Source organism: Micromonospora sp. ATLC16, assembly GCF_057196645.1.
This window is the reverse complement of sequence record NZ_JBXUOW010000018.1, coordinates 12,459-27,918: the sequence shown is the minus strand read 5'-3', so window position 1 is coordinate 27,918 and position 15,460 is coordinate 12,459. Positions and strand designations below refer to the sequence as shown.

At 71.7% G+C, this 15,460-nt stretch carries 14 protein-coding genes; 12 read left to right on the top strand and 2 right to left on the bottom strand.

Going from position 1 to position 15,460, the window contains the following annotated elements:
* The first annotated feature begins 71 nt into the window (after positions 1–71).
* From truB to dapB, 6 genes are all read left to right on the top strand, one after another.
* Positions 72–956, top strand: coding sequence for a tRNA pseudouridine(55) synthase TruB (gene truB / locus AC2CHE_RS10410; protein ID WP_484504694.1), 885 nt, complete (start codon positions 72–74; stop codon positions 954–956).
* Positions 957–1,015: 59 nt separating this feature from the next.
* On the top strand, positions 1,016–1,945 hold the full coding sequence (locus tag AC2CHE_RS10405; protein WP_484504693.1) for a bifunctional riboflavin kinase/FAD synthetase: 930 nt from the start codon (positions 1,016–1,018) through the stop codon (positions 1,943–1,945).
* A 192-nt stretch (positions 1,946–2,137) separates the two neighbouring features.
* Entirely contained in the window at positions 2,138–2,407 is a 270-nt protein-coding gene (rpsO, locus tag AC2CHE_RS10400) for a 30S ribosomal protein S15 (RefSeq protein WP_484504692.1), read from the top strand.
* Between the two features lie 221 nt (positions 2,408–2,628).
* Positions 2,629–4,995, top strand: coding sequence for a polyribonucleotide nucleotidyltransferase (locus AC2CHE_RS10395; protein WP_484504691.1), 2,367 nt, complete (start codon positions 2,629–2,631; stop codon positions 4,993–4,995).
* Positions 4,996–5,198: 203 nt separating this feature from the next.
* Entirely contained in the window at positions 5,199–6,497 is a 1,299-nt protein-coding gene (locus AC2CHE_RS10390; protein ID WP_484504743.1) for a M16 family metallopeptidase, read from the top strand.
* Between the two features lie 130 nt (positions 6,498–6,627).
* Positions 6,628–7,401: a 4-hydroxy-tetrahydrodipicolinate reductase gene (gene dapB, locus AC2CHE_RS10385; protein WP_484504690.1), complete on the top strand. Its 774-nt coding sequence runs from the start codon at positions 6,628–6,630 to the stop codon at positions 7,399–7,401.
* Positions 7,402–7,430: 29 nt separating this feature from the next.
* Here dapB and AC2CHE_RS10380 read toward each other — a convergent pair whose 3' ends face one another.
* Positions 7,431–8,012 (bottom strand): GNAT family N-acetyltransferase, encoded by a 582-nt coding sequence (locus tag AC2CHE_RS10380; RefSeq protein ID WP_484504689.1) that lies wholly within the window; start codon positions 8,010–8,012, stop codon positions 7,431–7,433.
* Between the two features lie 35 nt (positions 8,013–8,047).
* Between AC2CHE_RS10380 and AC2CHE_RS10375 the strand changes: the two genes are divergently transcribed.
* Positions 8,048–9,337: a glycosyltransferase family 87 protein gene (locus AC2CHE_RS10375; RefSeq protein WP_484504688.1), complete on the top strand. Its 1,290-nt coding sequence runs from the start codon at positions 8,048–8,050 to the stop codon at positions 9,335–9,337.
* Here AC2CHE_RS10375 and AC2CHE_RS10370 read toward each other — a convergent pair.
* On the bottom strand, positions 9,233–9,787 hold the full coding sequence (locus AC2CHE_RS10370) for a GNAT family N-acetyltransferase (protein WP_484504687.1): 555 nt from the start codon (positions 9,785–9,787) through the stop codon (positions 9,233–9,235). The genes AC2CHE_RS10375 and AC2CHE_RS10370 overlap by 105 nt on opposite strands.
* Before the next feature lie 78 nt (positions 9,788–9,865).
* On the opposite strand from AC2CHE_RS10370, the gene AC2CHE_RS10365 reads away from it, so the two are divergent.
* The 5 genes from AC2CHE_RS10365 (at position 9,866) to AC2CHE_RS10345 (ending at position 15,390) form a co-directional block, all read left to right on the top strand.
* Entirely contained in the window at positions 9,866–11,095 is a 1,230-nt protein-coding gene (locus AC2CHE_RS10365) for a winged helix-turn-helix domain-containing protein (protein WP_484504686.1), read from the top strand.
* Positions 11,092–11,709, top strand: coding sequence for a DUF2752 domain-containing protein (locus AC2CHE_RS10360; RefSeq protein WP_484504685.1), 618 nt, complete (start codon positions 11,092–11,094; stop codon positions 11,707–11,709). The genes AC2CHE_RS10365 and AC2CHE_RS10360 overlap by 4 nt, the downstream gene beginning before the upstream one ends.
* A 185-nt stretch (positions 11,710–11,894) precedes the next feature.
* Positions 11,895–12,638 carry an FAD-dependent thymidylate synthase gene (gene thyX / locus AC2CHE_RS10355; protein ID WP_484504742.1) on the top strand — a complete coding sequence of 248 codons (744 nt, stop codon included), beginning with the start codon at positions 11,895–11,897 and terminating at the stop codon, positions 12,636–12,638.
* Between the two features lie 81 nt (positions 12,639–12,719).
* A complete protein-coding gene (gene dapA / locus AC2CHE_RS10350) occupies positions 12,720–13,646 on the top strand; it encodes a 4-hydroxy-tetrahydrodipicolinate synthase (RefSeq protein ID WP_484504684.1) in 927 nt (308 codons plus the stop codon).
* A 52-nt stretch (positions 13,647–13,698) separates the two neighbouring features.
* Complete coding sequence (locus tag AC2CHE_RS10345; RefSeq protein ID WP_484504683.1) at positions 13,699–15,390, top strand: ribonuclease J; 1,692 nt, start codon at positions 13,699–13,701, stop codon at positions 15,388–15,390.
* The last annotated feature ends 70 nt before the right edge of the window (positions 15,391–15,460 follow it).

The following is a 15,460-nucleotide window of genomic DNA, read 5'->3' as shown; positions in this document are numbered from 1 at the left end:
CCCGATCATCCGGTTTTCCGGCGGCTGTCCGGTGCTCGGGCCGGCGCGCCGATCTGGCAGGCTTGCACGCCGTGAGCACAGACGGCCTGATCGTGGTGGACAAGTCCGGCGGCATGACCTCGCACGACGTGGTCGCCCGGATCCGCCGGCTGGCTCGGACCCGGCGCGTCGGTCACGGTGGCACGCTCGATCCGATGGCCACCGGGGTGCTGGTGATCGGGGTGGGACGGGCCACCCGGCTGCTGACCTACGTGATCGGTGCGGACAAGAGCTACGCGGCGACCGTCCGGCTGGGCCAGGCCACCGTCACCGACGACGCGGAGGGCGACGTGATCGCCACCACGCCCGCCGGGATGCTCACCGACGAGGCCGTCCGGGGCGTGCTGGCCGGGATGACCGGGGAGATCGACCAGGTGCCGAGCGCGGTGAGCGCCATCAAAATCAACGGGCAGCGGGCGTACAAGCGGGTCCGCGCGGGGGAGAGCGTCGACCTGCCGGCCCGGCGGGTCACCGTCTCCCGGCTCGACGTGCTGGCGATCCGACGTGATCGGCCGGACGTGGTCGACGTCGACGTGGAGGTGGCCTGCTCGACCGGGACGTACATCCGGGCGATCGCCCGGGACGCGGGCCTGGCCCTCGGGGTCGGCGGCCACCTGACCGCGCTGCGGCGTACCGCCGTGGGTGGGTTCACCCTGGCGGAGGCCGCCACCCTCGACGAGCTGGAGAGTCGTGCGCCGGACGTGGTGGGGTTGCCGCTCGCGGCCGCCGCCGACCGGTTCTTCCCCCGCCGGGACGCCACCGCCGAGGAGGCGAAGGTGCTCTCCCACGGCGGTCCGCTCGACCCGGTCGGCCACACCGGGTCGTACGCGGTCTTCGATCCGACCGGCGGGCTGATCGCTATCGTCAGCGAGCGGGCCGGCCGGGCCCGCGCGGAGATCGTGCTCGCCCCGGCCTGACGCCGGGTGCCCGACAGCCGACCGCCGGCGGTCGGGGCCAACGACAGCGGAGGAGCAGCATGCAGCGGTGGCGGGGGTACAACGCGGTGCCTGGTGGCTGGGGACGGTCGGTCGTCACCATCGGCGTCTTCGACGGTGTGCACAAGGGGCATCAGGCGACGATCGGCCATGCCGTGGCCCGCGCCCGGGAACTCGGCGTGCAGTCGGTGGTGGTCACCTTCGACCCGCACCCGGCCGAGGTCGTGCGGCCGGGTTCCCATCCGGCGGTGCTGACCGAGCCGTCCCGCAAGGCGGAGCTGATCGAGGCCCTCGGGGCGGACGTGCTCTGTGTGATTCCGTTCACGCCCGAGGTTTCCCGGTTGTCGGCCGAGGCGTTCGTGCACGACGTGCTGGTCGAGCACCTGCACGCCGCGCTCGTGGTGGTGGGGGAGAACTTCCGGTTCGGCCACCGGGCCGCCGGCGACGTGGCGCTGCTGGAGCGGCTCGGTCGCACGTTCGGGTTCGCCGTCGAGGGGGCTCCGCTGGTCGCCGTGGCGGGCACGGTCTTCTCCTCGACGTACATCAGATCCTGCGTCGACGCGGGTGACGTGACCGCCGCCGCCGACGCGCTGGGTCGCCCGCACCGGCTGGAGGGTGTGGTGGTCCGCGGTGACCAGCGTGGGCGGGAACTCGGCTATCCGACCGCGAACCTGCTCTGTCACCGGTACGCGGCCGTCCCGGCCGACGGCGTCTACGCCGCCCGGATGATCCGTCGGGGACGGCGACAGCCGCTGGCCGCCGCCGTGTCGATCGGTACGAACCCGACCTTCTCCGGCCGGGAGCGCCGGGTCGAGGCGTACGCGCTGGACTTCGACGGCGACCTCTACGGCGAACGGCTGTCGCTGGACTTCGTGGCGCATCTGCGCGGGCAGACCCGCTTCGATTCGATCGAGCCGCTGATCGCCCAGATCGCCGAGGACGTCGAGCGGACCCGCCGGGTGTTGGGCTGACCGGTCACCGACCCGCCCGTGGCCCTTACCGGCCGGGTCGGTTGGGTGCTGGTAGGCTGGCTGAGACGTCGGCTGACCGACGTGGGGCCTCACCTGCCTGCTCGACGCCGCGGGTGCGAGGACCGTCCGTCACCGGTGCCGTAGCCCGGCCCGACGGACCGCATCGAGACAACCCACCAGAACAGGGAGAACATGGCGCTCGACCAGCAGGCAAAGGCCAAGATCCGCGAGGAGTACGCGACCGCCGAGGGTGACACCGGGTCGCCCGAGGTGCAGGTCGCGGTCCTCACCAAGCGGATCGCCGATCTCACCGAGCACCTGAAGGTGCACAAGCACGACCACCACAGCCGCCGTGGGCTGCTGCTGCTGGTCGGCCGTCGCCGCCGGTTGCTCAACTACGTTCAGAAGAAGGACATCAATCGCTACCGGGCGCTCATCGAGCGGCTCGGCCTGCGCCGGTGACGTGACGGGGGAGTGGCCCACCAGGTCACTCCCCCGTCGGCGTCCCAACCGAGAAACGGGCCACGACCACCCAGACAAGGGAGTGTCGGCGTACCGGTCTCCGGTAGTGGCCTCCGGGCACCCTGGCATCCCGCCGGTGGTCCCGGGCGCTTCGATCGAAGACCGGCCGTCCGCACAGCTCCCGCGTCGTGGCCCCCGATGCGAAGGAGCATTGAAGCAGCATGACCGAGACCAAACTCGGCACCGAAACCCGCACCGCCGTGATCGACAACGGGTCGTTCGGCACCCGTGAGATCACCTTCTCGACCGGCCGGCTGGCCCGACAGGCCGCCGGGTCCGTCACGGCCCAGCTCGGCGAGACGGTCGTCCTCTCCGCCACCACCGCCGGCAAGCAGCCGAAGGAGCAGTTCGACTTCTTCCCGCTGACCGTCGACGTCGAGGAGCGGATGTACGCCGCGGGCCGCATTCCCGGCTCGTTCTTCCGCCGCGAGGGCCGGCCCAGCGAGGACGCCATCCTCACCTGCCGCCTGATCGACCGGCCGCTGCGCCCGTCGTTCGTCAAGGGCCTGCGCAACGAGGTCCAGGTCGTCGAGACCATCCTCGCGCTCGACCCGCAGCACCCGTACGACGTGGTCGCGATCAACGCCGCGTCGATGTCGACCAAGCTCTCCGGCCTGCCGTTCTCCGGCCCGATCGGGGCGACCCGGATGGCCCACGTGGACGGCCAGTGGATCGCCTTCCCGACCCACGAGGAGCTGGCCCGGGCGACCTTCGACATGGTGGTGGCCGGCCGGGCACTGCCTGACGGCGACGTCGCGATCATGATGGTCGAGGCGGAGGCCACCGAGCACACCGTGAAGCTGGTCGCCGGCGGGGCACCCGCACCGACCGAGGAGGTCGTGGCCAGCGGTCTGGAGGCCGCCAAGCCCGCCATCCGCGAGCTGTGCCGGGCGCAGAGCGAGCTGGCCGAGGTGGCCGCCAAGCCGGTCGCCGAGTTCCCGGTCTTCCTGGACTACCAGGACGACGCGTACGACGCGGTCGCCGAACTGGCCCGCGCCGACGTCGCCGAGGCCCTGCAGATCGCCGGCAAGGCGGACCGCGAGGAGGCCCTGGACGCGATCAAGCTGCGGGTGCACGAGGAACTCGGCTCCCGCTTCGAGGGTCGGGAGAAGGAACTCTCCGCCGCGTTCCGTTCGCTGACCAAGTCCGAGGTGCGCAGCCGGGTGTTGCGCGAGCAGGTCCGCATCGACGGTCGGGGCCCGCGCGACATCCGTCCGCTGAGCGCCGAGGTGGGCGTGCTGCCCCGGGTGCACGGCTCGGCGCTGTTCGAGCGCGGCGAGACCCAGATCCTCGGTGTCACCACGCTCAACATGCTGCGCATGGAGCAGGCGCTGGACACCCTCTCCCCGGAGAAGTCCAAGCGCTACATGCACAACTACAACTTTCCGCCGTACTCCACCGGTGAGACCGGCCGGGTCGGCTCGCCGAAGCGTCGCGAGATCGGGCACGGGGCCCTCGCGGAGCGGGCGTTGATCCCGGTGCTGCCCTCGCGGGAGGAGTTCCCGTACGCCATCCGGCAGGTCTCCGAGGCCCTCGGCTCCAACGGCTCCACCTCGATGGGCTCGGTCTGCGCCTCGACGCTGGGCCTGCTCAGCGCCGGTGTGCCGCTGAAGGCGCCGGTCGCCGGCATCGCGATGGGCCTCATCTCCGACGAGGTCGACGGCAAGACCCAGTACGTCACGCTGACCGACATCCTCGGTGCCGAGGACGCCTTCGGCGACATGGACTTCAAGGTCGCCGGCACCCGCGACTTCGTCACCGCGTTGCAGCTCGACACCAAGCTCGACGGCATCCCGTCGGACGTGTTGGCCGCCGCGCTGCAGCAGGCCCACGAGGCGCGGCAGACCATCCTCGACGTGATGCAGCGGGCGATCGAGGCACCGGCCGAGATGTCCGACTACGCGCCGCGGGTGACCACGGTCAAGATCCCGGTCGACAAGATCGGCATGGTGATCGGCCCGAAGGGTCAGACCATCAACGCCATCCAGGACGAGACCGGCGCCGAGATCTCCATCGAGGACGACGGCACCATCTACGTCGGCGCGACCAACGGTCCGTCGGCGCAGGCCGCGGTCGAGCGGATCAACGCGATCGCCAACCCGACCCTGCCCAAGGTCGGCGACCGCTTCCTCGGCACGGTGGTGAAGACCGCTCCGTTCGGCGCGTTCGTCTCGCTGCTCCCGGGCCGCGACGGCCTGCTGCACATCTCCAAGGTGGGCGACGGCAAGCGGGTCGAGAAGGTCGAGGACTTTCTCAACGTCGGTGACCGGGTCGAGGTCGAGATCGCCGACATCGACCAGCGCGGCAAGATCTACCTGGACAAGGTCCGCCCGGAGGGCGCCGAGGCGCCGGCCGCCGCAGCCGGCGAGGAGCGGCCGGCCGGCCGGGACCGGGGTGGCGACCGGGGTCCGCGGGACCGGGGCGACCGCGAGCGCGGTGGCGACCGGGGCGGTCGTGGCCCCGAGCGTGGCGAGGGCGGCGAGGGTGGCGGCGACAACCGTCCCCGACGCCGCACCCGGCACAGCTGACACGTGAACCACTGACCGGCCGGGCGACACCGTCGCCCGGCCGGTTCGTTCGTCAACTCATCCACCCGTCGTCGTACTGGAAGCAGGTGGCCGTGACCCGGACCCGGCATTCGTCTTTCCTCGGGGCTCGACCGGGGCCGACGCCGCGCGCCGGCCGGCAGGCCACCGCTACCGCGCGGGCCGCCGGTGCGTCGACCCGGGCGGTGACCCGGACCCTGAGCGACGATCGGCTGGGCGGCACCGTGCGCCGCACGGTGCTGCCGAACGGGCTGCGGGTGCTGACCGAGGCGATCCCGGCCATGCGCAGCGTCTCGTTCGGCATCTGGGTGGCGGTCGGTTCGCGGGACGAGACCGGTCCGCAGGCCGGTGCCGCCCATTTCCTGGAACACCTGCTGTTCAAGGGCACCCACAAGCGGAACGCGATGGAGATCTCCTCGGCGATCGAGTCCGTGGGCGGCGAGACGAACGCCTTCACCACGAAGGAATACACCTGCTACTACGCCCGGGTGCTGGACGAGGACCTGCCCCTGGCCATCGATGTCATGTGCGACCTGGTCGCCGACTCGGTGCTGGAACCGGCCGACGTGGAGACCGAGCGTGGCGTGATCCTCGAAGAGATCGCCATGCACGACGACGAACCCGGCGACGAGGTGCACGACCTGTTCGCCCAGGTCGTCTACGGTGACCATCCGCTGGGCCGGCTGATCTCCGGCACCACCGACACCGTCACCCCGATGACCCGCCGGCAGATCCAGAGCTTCTACCGACGACGCTACGTCGCGCCCCAGATCGTCATCGCCGCCGCCGGCAACCTGGACCACACCGCCGTGGTGCGGCTGGTCCGCCAGGCGTTGCGGGGCACCCCGCTGGACACCGATCCGGCGGCGCCCGCGCCGCAACGGCCGGCCACTCCGGGCGTACGCACCCGGGCCGCCGCCACGGTGCTGGAGGAGAAGGAGACCGAGCAGGCGCACATCGTGCTGGGCTGCCCGGGCATCGACCGGCTCGACGAGCGCCGCTTCGCCCTCGGCGTGCTGAACAACGTCCTCGGCGGGGGCATGTCCAGCCGGCTCTTCCAGGAGATCCGGGAGCGCCGTGGCCTCGCCTACTCCGTCTACTCCTATGCCAGCCAGTACGCCGACAGCGGCCTGTTCGGCGTCTACGCCGGCTGCGCCCCGAGCCGGGTCGACGAGGTGCTGGAGCTGACCCGGGCCGAGTTGGCGCGTACCGCCACGCACGGCATCACCGACGCGGAGCTGGCCCGGGGCAAGGGGATGAGCAAGGGGTCCTTCGTGCTCGGCCTGGAGGACACCGGCTCCCGGATGAGCCGGCTGGCCAAGGGGGAGTTGCTCTACGGGGACCTGGTGCCGGTCAACGAGCTGCTCGACCGGGTCGACGAGGTCACCCTCGACGACGTCAACTCCCTCGCCGCCGAGCTGCTGAGCCGGCCGATGTCCCTCGCGGTCGTCGGTCCGTTCGCCGGCCGGCAGTTCACCGGCTGATCAAGCCGCAGGACGCGCCCTGCGCGGAGCGGGAGCGTTCCGGCGGCGGTCCGCCCCCGGTGGACCTGCCCACCCGGAACAGAGTGGATCACGCGACGCGACCCCACCCCGTTGGGATAGGTTGTGCCGCGTGACTGACGCGCAGGAGAAGAGCACGCCCGGGTCGATAAAGGTTGGCGTGCTCGGTGCCGGTGGCCGGATGGGTGCCGAGGTGTGCCGGGCCGTCGAGGCAGCCGCCGACCTGAAGCTGGTGGCGACGGTCGACCAGGACGACTGGTTGGCGAACGTTGCCGAGGCCGGTGCGGAGGTGCTCGTCGACTTCACCACCCCCGATGTCGTCATGGACAACCTGCACTGGTGCATCGACCATGGCATTCACGCGGTGGTCGGCACCACCGGCTTCACCGAGCAGCGGATCGAGAAGGTACGTGGCTGGCTGGCCGGCCGGCCCGACGTGGGTGTGGTGATCGCCCCCAACTTCGGTCTCGGCGCGGTGCTGATGATGCAGTTCGCCGCCCGCGCCGCCCGCTACTTCGAGTCGGTCGAGATCGTCGAGCAGCATCATCCACGCAAGCTCGACGCGCCCAGCGGTACCGCCATGCACACCGCGCGCCTGGTCGCGGCGGCCCGCGCCGAGGCCGGTCTCGGTCCGGTGCCGGACGCCACCAAGGACGAGATCGCCGGTGCCCGGGGCGCCGACGTCGACGGGGTGCGGGTGCACGCCGTGCGGGCCACCGGACTGGTCGCCCATCAGGAGGTGCTCTTCGGCACCACGGGCGAGACGCTCACCGTCCGGCACGACTCGTACGACCGGGTCTCGTTCATGCCCGGCGTGCTGCTCGCGGTACGCGCGGTGCGGAACCGGCCGGGCCTGACCCTCGGCCTGGACGCCCTGCTCGACTGAGCGCGGCCGAGGCGGGCCGGACGGGCCGGTCAGCCCGCCTGGGGCGGTTCGGTGGGGACGGCGACGTGCAGGCGCAACTGGGGGACCAGCATGTCGTCGACGTCCAGTGCGCGGCCCGCGCCGTCGGGCTCCCAGCCGGCGGTGGTGAGGAACTTCCGGGACGCCTCGTCGCCCTCGAACACCCACGCCACCGCCCGGTCGAAGCCGGACTCCCGCCACAGGTCGACGCTGGCGGCGAGCAGCCGGGAACCGTGCCCGCGCCGGCCCCAGCGGGGCTCGACGAGCAGGTCGGTCACCGCCACCACGTCGGCACCGAGCGCGTCGGCCGGTTCGTTCGGGGCCAGCGCCTCGGCGTCGGCCGGGCCGGAGGCGGCGAAGCCCACCAGATACGATTGCTCGGCCTGTTCGACGGCGACCAGCACCCGGTGGGTGCCGCTGGGCGGCTGGCGCACCGAGGCGTCCCAGCGTTCGGCAAGCGACGCCTCGTCGAGGCTGTCCAGCACGTCCCGGGGCAGCAGTCGCCGGTAGGCGACCCGCCAGGTGGCGAGCTGGATGCGGGCGATCTCGGCGGCGTCCTCCGGACGCGCCGGGCGGACGTAACCGAGACTCATGGCACGACAGCCTACGCAGGGCGAGGGAGGCGACGGTGGCGCAGGGTGCCAGGCGGACGGTCGGACAGGTCGCCGCGGTGATCGTGCTCGCCGTCGTGGTGGCCGGGTTCCTGTCCGTGGCGGCCGTTCGGCACGGCTTCTTCGACCTGCAGGTCTACCGGGGCGCTCTGGTCTGGTGGGTGCACGACGGCGGCGAGATCTACGACTACCTCAAGCCCGGCACCCAGTACGGCTTCACCTACCCACCGTTCGCCGCCCTGGTGATGCTGCCGATGGCGTACCTGTCCTGGCACGCGGCGATCGTGGTGAGCGTGGCCTCCGGCGTGGTGACCACCGCGGTGCTGATCTGGTGGCTGCTGGATCCGGTCGCCCGGCGTGCCGGCTGGACCCGCTGGTTCGCCTTCGCGTTGGCGCTGTGTCTGGTCGCCGCCCTCGAACCGATGCGCGAGACGATCAACTTCGGTCAGGTCAACACGCTGCTGCTCTTTCTGGTGGCGGTGGATCTGCTCCGGCTGCTGCCGGGCGGCAGCAGGTGGGCCGGGATCGGCATCGGCCTGGCCACCGCGATCAAGCTGACCCCGGGCATCTTCATCGTCTACCTGCTGGTGACCCGACGCTGGCGCGCGGCGGTGACCGCGTCCGGTACCGCGGCCGCCGCGACAGTTGTCGCCGCCGCGCTGTTCCCGGACGCGTCCCGGGAGTTCTGGACCAGCGCGCTGTGGAACACCGGGCGGGTCGGTGAGCTTGCCTTCGTCTCCAACCAGTCGCTGCGGGGCGTGGTGGCCCGGCTCGACCCGCAGAATCCCAGCACGCTGGCCTGGCTGCTGCTGGTCGCCGCGACGCTGGTGCTCTGGGCGTGGCGGTGCCGGGTCGCGGCGTCCGTCGGCGACGAGGCCACCGGGCTGGCCCTGACCGGCGCGGTGATGTGCCTGGTCAGCCCGGTCACCTGGGTACACCACCTGGTCTGGCTGCTGCCGGGCCTGCTGCTGCTGGTGGAGCGGGGCATGGCCGCACCGCCGGGCGGTCGGCGACGTCGGGTCCTGCTGGCCTGCGCGGCCATCGGGTACGCGTTCCTGACCAGCCGGATCGTCTGGGCGTGGGAGAAGGACTTCACCGGGCTCGACGGTTTCCTGTTCGGCAACACCTACGTCTGGATCAGCCTGGCGCTGCTTGCCTTCCTGCCGGTGCGCCGCCCCGCCCCACCCCGTCCGTCGGGGGATTCAGCCGCCGTCGAGTCGGCCGGTGTACCGCAGCTCGACCAGCCCGATCGCCGGTCGCCCGCCGGACAACGGCACCGGATAGGTCGACCGCTCACCGTCCGGTGACAACCCGGCTCGCGCGTAGAACCGGCGGGCCCGGTCGTTGTCCGCCAGCACCCAGAGCCGGTACTCCGTCCAGCCGGACTCGCGCAGGCCCGCCCGGGCCGCCGCGAACAGGGCCTGAGCGGTGCCGTCGCCCCAGTTCTCGGGCGTGACGTACAGGCTCACCACCTCGCCGTACGCCGGGTCGAGGTCGCCGCGATCCTGGTTGTTGCGGTACGGCCCGAAGGTGGCGAACCCGACGAGCGCGCCGTCCTCCTCGGCGAGCAGGGTGGTGAACGGGTGATCCGGGTCGGCGGTGCCGAGGGCCCGGCGGCGCTGCGCCCAGGCGGCCGGGTTGAGCCGGTTCAGCACCTCGTCCGGCATGATCCCGGCGTAGCCGGCCTGCCAGCCGCGCACATGCACCCGGGCCACCGCCTCGGCGTCGGCGGGCTGCTCACGGCGGATACTGGGCATGGAACCAGTTCTAGGCCGCCGGGGCGGGCAGGTCCAGTGTCCGCACCGATGTCGTACGCCTGTCGTAGCCTGCCTGCGATGGCCGCACCGGAATCGCTCTCGCCCGCCCAGGCCCGCCGCGTCGCGTTGGCCGCACAGGGCTTCGCCGATCCGGCGCCCACCGGGGCGCCCACCCGTCGGCACCTGCGTCGGGTGCTCGACCGGGTCGGGTTGATCCAGATGGATTCGGTGAACGTCCTGCAACGGGCGCACTACCTGCCGCTCTACAGTCGGCTCGGGCCCTACCCCACCGACCTGCTCGACACGGCCGCCTACCGGCGGCCCCGTGAGTTGTTCGAGTACTGGGGCCACGAGGCGTCGTTGGTACCGGTCGTCCTGCATCCGGCGCTGCGCTGGCGGATGGCCCGGGCACGCTCCGACGCCTGGGGCGGGATGCGCCGCATCGTCGCCGAGCAGCCCGCCCTGGTCGCCTGGGTGCGCGACGAGGTGGCTGCCCGTGGGCCGCTGACGGTGGCCGAGATCGAGCACGACGCGCCCCGTCAGACCGGCAACTGGGGGTGGAACTGGTCGGCGGTGAAGCAGGCCCTGGAATACCTATTCTGGGCCGGCGAGGTGTGCGCCGCCCAGCGCACCGGCTCCTTCGCCCGCCGCTACGACCTGCCGGAACGGGTGCTGCCGGCCGAGGTCCTGGACGCGCCGACGCCGACCGACGCGCAGGCGTACCGCACCCTGGTGGGCGTCGGGGCCCGGTCGCTCGGGGTGGCCGCGGAGCCGGAGCTGCGCGACTACTTCCGGCTGCCGGTGGCCGGTGCGCGGCAGGCCATCGCCGAGCTGGTCGAGGCGGGAGAGCTGCGGCCGGTCACGGTGCAGGGGTGGCGTCAGCGCGCCTGGTTGCACGCCGAGGCCCGGCTACCCCGCTGGGTACGCGGCGACGGCCTGGTGAGCCCGTTCGACCCGCTGGTCTGGGAACGCGCCCGCACCGAGCGGCTGTTCGGCTTCAAATACCGCATCGAGATCTACGTGCCCGCACCACAACGCGTGTACGGCTACTACGTGCTGCCGTTCCGTCAGGGCGAGCGCTTCACCGCCCGGGTCGACCTGAAGGCGGACCGCAAGGCCGGGGTGCTGCTGGTGCCGGCCGTGTGGGCGGAGCCGGGCGTCGACCCGGGGGAGACGGCGATCGCCCTCGCCGCCGAGCTGTACCGCCTGGCCGGCTGGCTCGGCCTGGACGCGGTGGCCCCGCCGGCCGCCGGTGACCTCGCGGCTCCGCTGGCCGCCGCGTTGGTGGGCGTGGCCGGTGTACGGTGAGGCTCGTGACGAGCGTTGACCGACCGGACGCCCAGCCGCAGCCGGACCTGCACGGCGAGCACCCACATGGTCGCCCGGATCCTGGTCACCCGTCCGGTGGGCCGGCGGGCGCCGCGCCGCAGGGCGACTGGCCGACTGGTTACCCGGCCGGCTATCCGGTGGTCGAGTCCGACCGTCTCACCCGATTCGTGACCCGGATGCACGCCCGCACACCGCGCTGGGTGGCGCCGTTGGCCGCCGTCGGCTGTGTCGCCGCGGGCATCGGGTACACGCTGCTCAGCGATCCCACCCGCTCCGCGCCCGACGCCCTGCCGACCTGCCTGCTCAAGCTGACCACCGGGCTGGACTGCCCAGGGTGCGGCGGCACCCGCGCCCTCTGGTACGTGCTGCACGCCGATCTGCCGGCCGCCGCCCGGCACCACTTCCTCTTCGTCTTCGCGCTGCCCTTCCTGGCGTACCTCTTCGTCGCCTGGGCCGGTCGGCAGGCGTTCGGCTGGCGGCTTCCCGAGCTACGCATCGGCCCGAAGCTGATCGGCGGCTTCCTCGCCGCCTGGCTCGCCTTCTCGGTGGTCCGTAACCTGCCCTGGGCCCCGTTCACCGCCCTCTACGTCTAGCCCACCCGAGGGTCGTTTCCGCTCGGATCGTCCGGCCGCTGACCTTGCCCTACTGTCACGCCGGGTGACCGTTGCGGATGGTGGTTTTGGCTGTCGCCGTGACATACCCCGCTCAAATCTGTTCGCGTCCGGCCCGCCGGCCGCTACCCGCTGCCCGGTCGGCTACAGTCCCAGGCATGCCGGAGATGGTGCAGCCCCAGGTCAGGTTGATTGCGTGGACCCACTTCGATCCGCCGGAGGACGTGCCGTGGTCGACCGATGCCGACGGGGGGCAGGCGCTGGCGGAGTTCGCCGGACGGGCCTGCTACCAGAGCTGGAAGAAGCCGAACCCGGCGACGGCCACGAACGCCGGCTACCTGGCACACATTCTGGAGGTCGACCACCTCTCGGTGCTGGAGCACGGCTCGGTGAGCTTCTACTTCACCGGCGTGTCCCGCTCGTTCACCCATGAGCTGATCCGGCACCGGCACCTCTCGTACTCCCAGCTGTCGCAGCGGTACGTGCCGGAGCGGGACGCCGCGATGGTGGAGCCGACCGTCATCGCCGAGGACCCGGAGCTGCACAAGCGGTTCGTCGAGGCCGCCGAGGCGAGCGTACGGGCCTACAACGACCTGCTGGAGGAGCTGGAGCGGCGCTTCGCCGACGTGGCGAACCCGACCCTGCGGCGCAAGCAGGCCCGCCAGGCGGCCCGCGCGGTGCTGCCGAACGCCACCGAGACCCGCATCGTGGTGACCGGCAACTACCGGGCCTGGCGGCACTTCGTCGGTATGCGCGCCACCGAGCAAGCCGACGTGGAGATCCGTGAGCTGGCGGTGGAATGCCTCCGGCAGTTGCAGCGGGTGGCGCCGAACGTCTTCGCCGACTTCACCATCTCGACGCTGCCCGACGGCACGGAGGTGGCGCAGAGCCGGTACGCCCAGGTGTCCTGAACGGGGCGTGCGGCTGCTCGCCCGGGGGTGGTGAGCCCCTTCCCCGGTGGCCGGCCGTCGGCCGTCCGATAGGTTGTCACCATGACGCACGACCACCTTGACGGTCCGGTTCGAACGGCCTCGCGCCCGTTCGGTCGGGTGCTCACGGCCATGGTGACCCCGTTCACCGCCGACGGGGCGCTCGACCTCGACGGCGCGGCACGGCTGGCGGATCATCTGGTCGCGGAGCAGGGCAACGACGCGTTGGTGGTCAACGGCACCACCGGCGAGTCACCGACCACCACCGACGCCGAGAAGGACCGCCTGATCCGGGTCGTGGTGGAGGCGGTCGGCGACCGGGCCCGGGTGGTGGCGGGGGTCGGCACCAACGACACCCGACACACCATCGAGCTGGCGACCTTGGCGGAGAAGGCCGGTGCGCACGGGCTGCTGGTGGTCACTCCGTACTACAACAAGCCGCCGCAGGCCGGTCTGCTACGCCATTTCACCGCGGTGGCCGACGCCACCGGGCTGCCGGTGATGCTCTACGACATTCCGCACCGCTCCGGTGTGGCGATCGAGACCGAGACCCTGGTGCAGCTCGCCGAGCACGGCCGCATCGTCGCGGTCAAGGACGCCAAGGGCGACCTGACGGCGACGAGTTGGGTGACCAGCCGGGCCGAGCTGGCGTACTACAGCGGTGAGGACGCGCTCACCCTGCCCGCTCTGGCCGTCGGCTGCGTCGGTGTGGTGGGCACCTCTACGCACTTCACCGGCGCCGAGACCAAGCGGATGATCGAGGCGTACGACACGGGGGACACGGCCACCGCGCTGGCGCTGCACCGCCGGTTGCTACCTCTGTACACGGGGATCTTCCGTACTCAGGGTGTGATCCTGGTCAAGGCTGGCCTGGCAGCGCAGGGCCTGCCGGGCGGGTCGGTCCGTCCACCGCTGGTGGACGCTACCGCTGGCGAGATCGCCCAGCTACGCGCCGACTGCGCGGCGGCGGGCCTACCGCTCCCTGAATGATCAAACGACACGACGGACGTCGAGTGACGGCGTCGCAGAATGAGGTGAACGCGTGACCGAGGCGCACAACGAGGAGGCCCAACTTCCACCGCCGCTGCCGGAGGGCGGACTGCGGATCATGCCGCTCGGCGGGCTCGGCGCCATCGGCCGGAACATGACCGTATTCGAGTACGACGGCAAGCTCTTGGTCGTCGACTGCGGCGTGCTCTTCCCGGACGTGGAACAGCCCGGTGTCGACCTGATCCTGCCGGACTTCGGACCGATCCTCGACCGGCTCGGCGACATCCAGGCGATCGTGCTGACGCACGGTCACGAGGACCATATCGGCGCGGTGCCCTACCTGCTCGCACACAAGCCCGACATCCCGCTGGTCGGCTCGCAGTTCACCCTCGCGCTGGTGGAGGCGAAGCTGGCCGAGCGGCGCATCCAGCCGTACACGCTGACCGTGCGGGAGGGGGGCCGGGAGCGGCTCGGCCCGTTCGAGTGCGAGTTCTTCGCCGTGAACCACTCGATTCCCGACGCGCTCGCGGTGGCCATCCGGACCCCGGCCGGGCTGGTGCTGCACACCGGTGACTTCAAGATGGACCAGTTGCCGCTGGACGGCCGGATCACCGACCTGGCCGGCTTCGCCCGGCTCGGTGCCGAGGGCGTGGACCTGCTGCTGTCCGACTCCACGAACGCGGAGATCCCGGGCTTCGTCACGCCCGAACGGGAGATCGGTCCGGTCCTCGACGCGATCTTCGCCAAGGCTCGGGGCCGGATCATCGTCGCCTCGTTCGCCTCCCACGTGCACCGGGTGCAGCAGGTCTTCGACTCGGCGGTCGAGCACGGCCGCAAGGTCGCCCTGATCGGCCGGTCGATGGTCCGCAACATGGGCATCGCACGGGATCTGGGTCTGTTGAACATCCCACCCGGTCTGGTCGTCGGTCTCGACGAGGCGACCTCGATGCCGCCCGAACAGATCGTGCTGATGTCCACCGGATCGCAGGGCGAGCCGATGAGCGCCCTGGGCCGGATGGCCAGCGGGGATCACCGGCACATCACCGTCGCACCCGGTGACACGGTGGTGCTCGCCTCGTCGCTGGTGCCGGGCAACGAGACCTCCGTCTACCGGGTGATCAACCGGCTGGCCCGGGCCGGCGCGGTGGTCGTGCACAAGGACGTGGCGAAGGTGCACGTCTCCGGGCACGCCCCGGCCGGGGAACTGCTCTACCTGCTCAACGTGGTCCGGCCCAGCAATCTGATGCCGGTGCACGGTGAGTGGCGGCACCTGCGCGCGCATGCCCGGTTGGGCATCGAGTCCGGCGTGGCGGCGGACCGGGTGGTGCTCTGCGAGGACGGCGACGTGGTCGACCTGGTCGAGGGGCGGGCCAGCCTGGTCGGGCACGTCAAGAGCCGCTACGTCTACGTCGACGGCCTGGCCGTCGGCGACGTCAGCGAGTCACTGCTCACCGAACGGCGCATCCTCGGCGACGGTGGCTTCATCGCCACGACCGTCGTGGTGGACTCGGTCACCGGCAAGGTGGTCGCCGGCCCGACCGTCTCGGCCAAGGGCTTCTCCGAGGACCCGGCGGCGTTCAACGCGGTGATCCCGCTGGTGACCGAGGCGCTCAACCGTGCCGCCGCGGACGGGATCACCGACCCGCACCAGCTTCAGCAGATCGTCCGGCGCACCGTGGGCCGCTGGGTCAACGACGCCTACCGTCGACGTCCGATGATCGTTCCTACCGTGGTCGAGGTCTGAGCACCGGGCGTACCGGACCGATTCCGGTGGGCCACCACACCCGGCGGGTGGTGGCCCATCGGCGTCGGCA